Here is a 5,856-nt window from a genome sequence, read left to right as displayed (position 1 = left end):
GGGTAGGGACAGGTCACGACTTGAGCTCCCTTCCGCAACGTGGGCAAAGCGCCTTGGCCTGACGCTTCCGTATCTCTTCGGCGAACCCACCGGCTATGATGCCCGCCGGGAGGGCGAACACACCAAGGCAAAAAATGCTTATAATTGCCCCCAAAAATTTACCTAAGCTAGTGACCGGGTAAACATCTCCGTAGCCGGTAGTAGTTAGCATAGTTGCTCCCCACCACATCGCTTCGGGGATATTTGCAAACGCTTCAGGTTGAGCCTCGCTTTCTACGACGTACATTAAGCTCGACGCTAGAAGTAGCACGACTAGCACTATAGAAAGTGAAACAATAAGCTCCTCTTTCCTGGATTTGAATACCGCCCCCAGGGTGCGAATCGCGTTCGAGTATCGGTCTATCTTCATGACGCGGACCAGGCGGAAGAGGCGGAAAACTCGCAGTAATCTTAGTTCGATGGTGAGCCCTGTTAGGAAGAAGGGGAGGATGGCTAGAAGGTCAACGATGGCTAGAGGGGTGAACGCATAAGCCAAGCGCGGGTATCTTGTCGTTTGGAATTGTGGTTTTAGGTCGGCTACCCAAAGCCTCGAAAGATACTCAATTAAAAAGACGACTACCGAGAAAAGCTCGAAGCCTTGAAAAAAGGTCTCGTATTGCTCCCTTACCGGCTCGATGGTTTCAATGGCGACAGCAAGTACATTGAGTAGAATCAGAGCGAAAATAAAGGCATTGAACTTGCGGCTAATCTGATCAGGCCGGTCTGTTGATTCAAGAATTTCGAACCATCTTTGTTTGGTCATTGGCTTAAATAAGCGCCGGTCATGAAGACGAAGGCAATCCTCAGCCAGAACATGAACCGAGCACGTCCTTCTCTGTCGGAACCGTAGTAGCGTCGAGGCTGTCTATACCGTCGTGACACTCGCCATGGCGCCCCGTGCATAGTCGAATTGTCATTGCCCAGGCTAAGCCCCATCCGACCTTCCCCTCAACACCTTCTGCAAAGACCATCATCAGCGTACCAGACCGACACCGCCTTGCCAAGCTCACCCGCGGCTCTTTATCAGCAGGTGGCGCCGGAACTGCCGTTCTGGGCACGCCCGTCAAATTAGGGCGGACAGAGCCTCCGCCGCGTCGTCCAGCTTTAGCTCCCATTCCCAAGAGGTGGGGGATTGTAACGCCCTCTTGAAGCTCGTAGAAGGTCGCCCGGTCCGGCTTCTGACCCCTCGAGACCCGACCCCGGCGTGGTAGCCTGGAGCCGTTATGACCGATCCGTCCCCCTCCGACCTGTCCGGGCCCTCGAGCCTCACCATCATGGATCACCCGCTCATCCAGCACAAGCTGGCGATCCTTCGCGACAAGGCGACGGGCGTGCGCGACTTCCGGGCGCTCTGCACCGAGATCAGCATGCTCATGGCCTTTGAAGCGATGCGCGACCTGCCGCTCGAGGAGGCCCGCGTCCTGACGCCCGTCGCTAGCGCGCAGGTGAGGCGCCTGAGCGGCAAGAAGCTGGCGCTGGTGGCCATCTTGCGCGCGGGCCTGATCATGGCCGACGGCATCCTCACCCTGGTGCCGAGCGCCCGGGTGGGCCACATCGGCCTCTACCGCGACCCCGCGACCCTAAAACCCGTCGAGTACTACAACAAGCTGCCCGCCGACATCGCCGAGCGCGACATCTTCGTCCTGGACCCCATGCTGGCGACGGGCGGCAGCGCCGCCGCGGCGATTACCATCCTGAGGGACTTGGGCGCCAAGAGTATCAAGCTGCTCTGCATCATCGCCGCGCCCGAGGGCGTCGCGGTGATCGCGCGCCAGCACCCCGAGGTCGAGATTATCGTGGCCGCCCAGGACACCAGGCTGAACGACCACGGCTACATCGTGCCCGGCCTGGGTGACGCCGGCGACCGCATCTACGGCACCAAGTAGAGGGGTACAGAGGGACACCAGTAGAGGGGCACCAGTAGAGGGGCGCCAAGTAGAGGGGCACCAGTAGAGGGGCACCAGTAGAGGGGCGCCAAGTAGAGGGGCGCCAAGTAGAGGGGCCAAATGTGAAAGCTTCGCTGTCTCGTCTCGGCCCGGAAAGTAGAATGAGCCTGTGCGCCAGACCCTGCTGACCTTCTTGCCGGCGATCCTCCTCACCTTCCTTGTCGCGCTGGCGGCGGTGTCGCTCCTTGCGCCCCGGGTGCGCGCCTTTGCGCTGCGCATCGGCGCGGTGCAGCACGGCGGCGGTCGGCGCGTTCACCAGGGCGCCCTGCCCAACGTGGGCGGCCTGGCCATCTTCGCGGGCTTCGTCTTGGCGGTGCTGGTGGCGAGCGCCTTTTTCGGCGAGCGCTCAGAGCCCTACCGCCTGCAACTCTGGGCCATCATGCTCGGCGCCGCCCTGATGACCCTGGTCGGCTTCATGGACGACATCTGGGAGCTGCCGCCCTTCATGCGCCTGCTCTCGCAGTTCGTGGCCGCCGGCCTGTTGGTCGTCAACGGCGTGAGGATCGACTTCGTCACCAACTACTTTTTCGAGGGTTCGCCTTACCTCTTTTTCGGCGAGACCCTGGCTGTGCTCATCACCCTGTTATGGGTCGTCGGCTTCACCAACGCCTTCAACTTCATCGACGGCTTGGACGGCCTCTCCTCGGGGATGGCGGCGATCTCGAGTTTGAGCATCTTAGCCGTCGCCGTGCAGCTCCCCGACCAGGGCGCGACGGTCTTGCTCCTGGCCGCCCTGGCCGGGGCCTCCTTGGGTTTCTTGCGCCACAACTTCAACCCCGCCAAGATCATCATGGGCGACGCCGGCGCCTACATGATCGGCTACGTGCTCGCCGCCGTGAGCATCCTGGGTGCCTTGAAGGTCACGGCGGCCGTCACCGTGGCGGCGCCGATTCTGATTCTCGCCCTGCCGGTCCTCAATATCACCCAGGTGACGGTGAGAAGGCTCTCGCGCGGCGCCAACCCCGCGCGAGCGGCCAACGATCACATCCACGACCTGATCAGGCTGCGCAGCGGTTCGCAGCGCTTCACCGTCCTGGTCCTGTGGCTGGCGACCCTGGGCCTCGGCGCGCTGGGCATGCTGATCGCTCAGACGCCCAGCGCGCTCATCTACCTGACCGTCCTGTCGTCGGTCATCTTGCTCGCCACCACCAGTGCCCTGCGCGTGCGCGAGTCCGGCCGCGAGCGCCGCTCCGTCGAGGGGCCGGTCCCGGCCGCGACCGACCAGCCCTAGTGAAGCGCGTCTGCGTGGCCTTCGGGACGCGCCCCGAGGCCGTCAAGATGGCGCCGGTCGTCTACGCCTTGCGCGAAGAGGAGGGGCTTTCGCCGCTGGTCCTGGTCACCGGCCAGCACCGCGAGCAGCTCGACGACGTGCTCGGGGTCTTTGGCATCCTGCCGGACGCCGACCTGAAGGTGATGAGCGCCCGCCAGACCCTGCCCGAGCTCATTGCCCGCATCGTGCCGCGGGCGGCGGCTGCGCTGCGCGAGCTCAGGCCCGACTACGTCCTCGTCCACGGCGACACCCTGACCACCTTCGCCGTCTCCCTGGCGGCCTTTTACGAGGGCATTCCGCTCGGCCACGTCGAGGCCGGCCTGCGCAGCCACGACCTGGCGGAGCCCTTTCCCGAGGAGGCCAACCGCCGCCTCACCGACGTCCTGACCGACCTCGACCTGCCGCCGACGCCGCTGGCCAGGCGCAATTTACTGGCAGAGGGCAAGGATAAGGCGCGCATGGTGGTGACGGGCAATACCGAGGTCGACGCGGTGCATTACCTGGCGCCGCGGGTGACGCTGCCCGCACGGCTGCCGCCGGGGCCTTATGTGACCATCACCATGCATCGCCGCGAGAACCTGCCGGTCATGCGCGCGCTGGCCGGGGTCCTAGCCGACCTCGCCCGCTCTCGACCCGACCTCCTCTTCGTCTATCCCGTCCACCTGAACCCCGCCGTGCGCGAGGCGGTCTGGGCGGCGATGGCGGCGCCCAACATCCTGCTCGAGGACCCCTGGAGCTTTTCGGACATGCTGGCGCTCATGAAGGCGTCCGAGCTCATTATCACCGACTCGGGCGGCTTGCAAGAGGACGGCGCGACGCTGGGGGTGCCGGTGGTGGTCCTGCGCAACCTGACCGAGCGGCCCGAGGGCGTGACGGCCGGCGTTCTCAAGCTGGCGGGCAACGACCCCGAGGGGGTGCGAGGCGTGATCGCGCCGCTCCTGGAGGACCCCGAGAGGCTCCGGGCCATGCGCGGGCGCGAGAACCCTTACGGTGACGGCAGGGCCGGGCTGCGGGTTGCCAAAGCGGTCGCCTGGCGGCTCGGCCTGGCGGCGCGGCCGGAGGATTGGGGCCCGGAGGGTAGAGGAGTAGGGCAGTAGGGAAGCTCAGGAGGCGGGCTCGAGCTGAGCCCTGGAGAGGCCGCTCAGGCTGTTGAGCGCGCCCACGTGATAGGCCAGGTAGCGCGATAGCAGGCGCCAGAGGGGGAACAGATCGTCCGCTGGCTTACCCGCTGGGTCGCCTATGCTGCTCTCCAGCGCCTCGCGCACGGTGCCGAGCACCATCCGCTCCAGGAGCGCCAGGCTCTCCCCGGCGAGCGGCAAGCCGCTGTTGCAGCGCCCACAGGTCACGCCGCCCGCCGCTATATCGAAGCGAGGGGCAGCTCCATTCGCGCCGAGGTCGGACGCGCCGCAGTGGGCGCAACCCTGCAGGCGCGGGGTCAGGCCGGCCTGACGCAGGAGCTTCCAGGCGATGGTGAGCGCTACCCGTTCGGGGTCGTCATGCTGGGCCAGACCGCGCAGTCCGGCGGCCAGATAGCTGTACATCGACCCTCCGGGCGACTCACCGGGCTGCACGTCCGCGCTGAGCTTGTCGGCGAGTTCGGCCAGGAGATGGGCGAAGGGGTAGACCTCGGGGTGGCTCAGCTTGGCGAGCGCGCCGTTCAGGCTCACCTGGGTGATGACCGAGAGGTCCTCGTCGTTTTTGGCGTAGTGCTGCAAGGTGACGTGATGAAAGAGGCTCAAACGACCCAGGTTGCCGCCGGGCAGCTTGCCCTTGCGGGCCAGGCCCCGCCACTTGCCGCCCTCGCTAAAGAGCGTGACCACCACGTCACCGCTCGGCAGCTCCATGCGGCGGATGATGATGCCCTCCCGTAAGTGATAGCGCTGTGCCACATATCAGCTTACCAAAAGCAGCCCGACCGCAGGGAAAAGGCCCTACTGTCGCAGCAGGGCCTGTGAGTTTGCTTTGTCGCTCGGCTAGGTACCGACCTGCGGCTTTAGGGCCTTCGTCCGCTTACCAAGCCCATGATCAGCGTGACGACGAAGATGATGACGGCAATCCAGAACAACCACACGGCGATGGTGGATGCGGTGCCGGCGATACCGCCGAAGCCGAAAATGGCGGCGATGATGGCGATGACGAGAAAGATTATGGCGTAGCGTAGCATAACGGTTCCTCCAATCGAGTGTTGATCACTGCCTTGGTTATACTCAAGTTGCGGCAAAATTTTGGTAAGCCTCATTAATATCTCAGGCTTTGATGTCTCAGTTTTTGCGAGAGCGCCGGTCTTAGCTAGGGCGAGGGACTCAGCCGCGAAGCAGCACCGTCTCGCCGAGCGGGGTCAGGGTGATCTTCAGGGTGACCTTCAGGCCCGCCTCGAGCCTCAGGCTGTCGCCGCGCCTCAGGTGGCGAAAGTCGCCGTGCGGCAGGTCGATAAGGAGCTCGCCCTGCAAGACGAGCAGCCACAGCTCGCGCTCGAGCGTCTCGCCCCTGGGAGTGAGCAGCGCCTGTACCTCGAAGCCGGTGCCGGGCACCGGCCGGAGCCCGCCTCCGGCCGCCTTGGCGAGGTCGATGAGGTTGAGCGTTTCCACGGGTCAAGGGCGC

General features: G+C 64.5%; 7 protein-coding genes. 3 read left to right on the top strand and 4 right to left on the bottom strand.

Annotated elements, in window-relative coordinates:
• Positions 1-13 precede the first annotated feature (13 nt).
• Entirely contained in the window at positions 14-802 is a 789-nt protein-coding gene (locus M3498_00035) for an ion transporter (GenBank protein ID MDQ3457684.1), read from the bottom strand.
• A gap of 460 nt (positions 803-1,262) precedes the next feature.
• Between M3498_00035 and upp the strand changes: the two genes are divergently transcribed.
• The 3 genes from upp to wecB all read left to right on the top strand — a co-directional run bounded on the left by upp (position 1,263) and on the right by wecB (position 4,352).
• Complete coding sequence (upp, locus tag M3498_00030; protein ID MDQ3457683.1) at positions 1,263-1,925, top strand: uracil phosphoribosyltransferase; 663 nt, start codon at positions 1,263-1,265, stop codon at positions 1,923-1,925.
• Positions 1,926-2,094: 169 nt separating this feature from the next.
• Positions 2,095-3,216, top strand: coding sequence for an undecaprenyl/decaprenyl-phosphate alpha-N-acetylglucosaminyl 1-phosphate transferase (locus M3498_00025; GenBank protein ID MDQ3457682.1), 1,122 nt, complete (start codon positions 2,095-2,097; stop codon positions 3,214-3,216).
• Positions 3,216-4,352, top strand: coding sequence for a UDP-N-acetylglucosamine 2-epimerase (non-hydrolyzing) (gene wecB / locus M3498_00020; GenBank protein MDQ3457681.1), 1,137 nt, complete (start codon positions 3,216-3,218; stop codon positions 4,350-4,352). The genes M3498_00025 and wecB overlap by 1 nt, the downstream gene beginning before the upstream one ends.
• Before the next feature lie 6 nt (positions 4,353-4,358).
• On the opposite strand, the gene recO is transcribed toward wecB, so the two are convergent.
• The 3 genes from recO to M3498_00005 form a co-directional block, all read right to left on the bottom strand.
• Positions 4,359-5,144 (bottom strand): DNA repair protein RecO, encoded by a 786-nt coding sequence (recO, locus tag M3498_00015; GenBank protein ID MDQ3457680.1) that lies wholly within the window; start codon positions 5,142-5,144, stop codon positions 4,359-4,361.
• A gap of 104 nt (positions 5,145-5,248) precedes the next feature.
• A complete protein-coding gene (locus tag M3498_00010) occupies positions 5,249-5,419 on the bottom strand; it encodes a DUF1328 domain-containing protein (protein MDQ3457679.1) in 171 nt (56 codons plus the stop codon).
• A 139-nt stretch (positions 5,420-5,558) separates the two neighbouring features.
• A complete protein-coding gene (locus M3498_00005; protein ID MDQ3457678.1) occupies positions 5,559-5,843 on the bottom strand; it encodes a hypothetical protein in 285 nt (94 codons plus the stop codon).
• Positions 5,844-5,856 lie beyond the last annotated feature (13 nt).

It is taken from the genome of Deinococcota bacterium, from assembly GCA_030858465.1.
GTDB lineage: Bacteria > Deinococcota > Deinococci > Deinococcales > Trueperaceae > JALZLY01.
Note: the sequence above shows the minus strand (reverse complement) of the source record. Positions and strands in the feature narration are given on the sequence as shown.

What these genes read in the sequence shown, in the direction of transcription:
- M3498_00035 (MDQ3457684.1), bottom strand. Translation starts at nt 802, where the DNA reads ATGACCAAACAAAGATGGTTCGAAATTCTTGAATCAACAGACCGGCCT.
- upp (MDQ3457683.1), top strand. Translation starts at nt 1,263, where the DNA reads ATGACCGATCCGTCCCCCTCCGACCTGTCCGGGCCCTCGAGCCTCACC.
- M3498_00010 (MDQ3457679.1), bottom strand. Translation starts at nt 5,419, where the DNA reads ATGCTACGCTACGCCATAATCTTTCTCGTCATCGCCATCATCGCCGCC.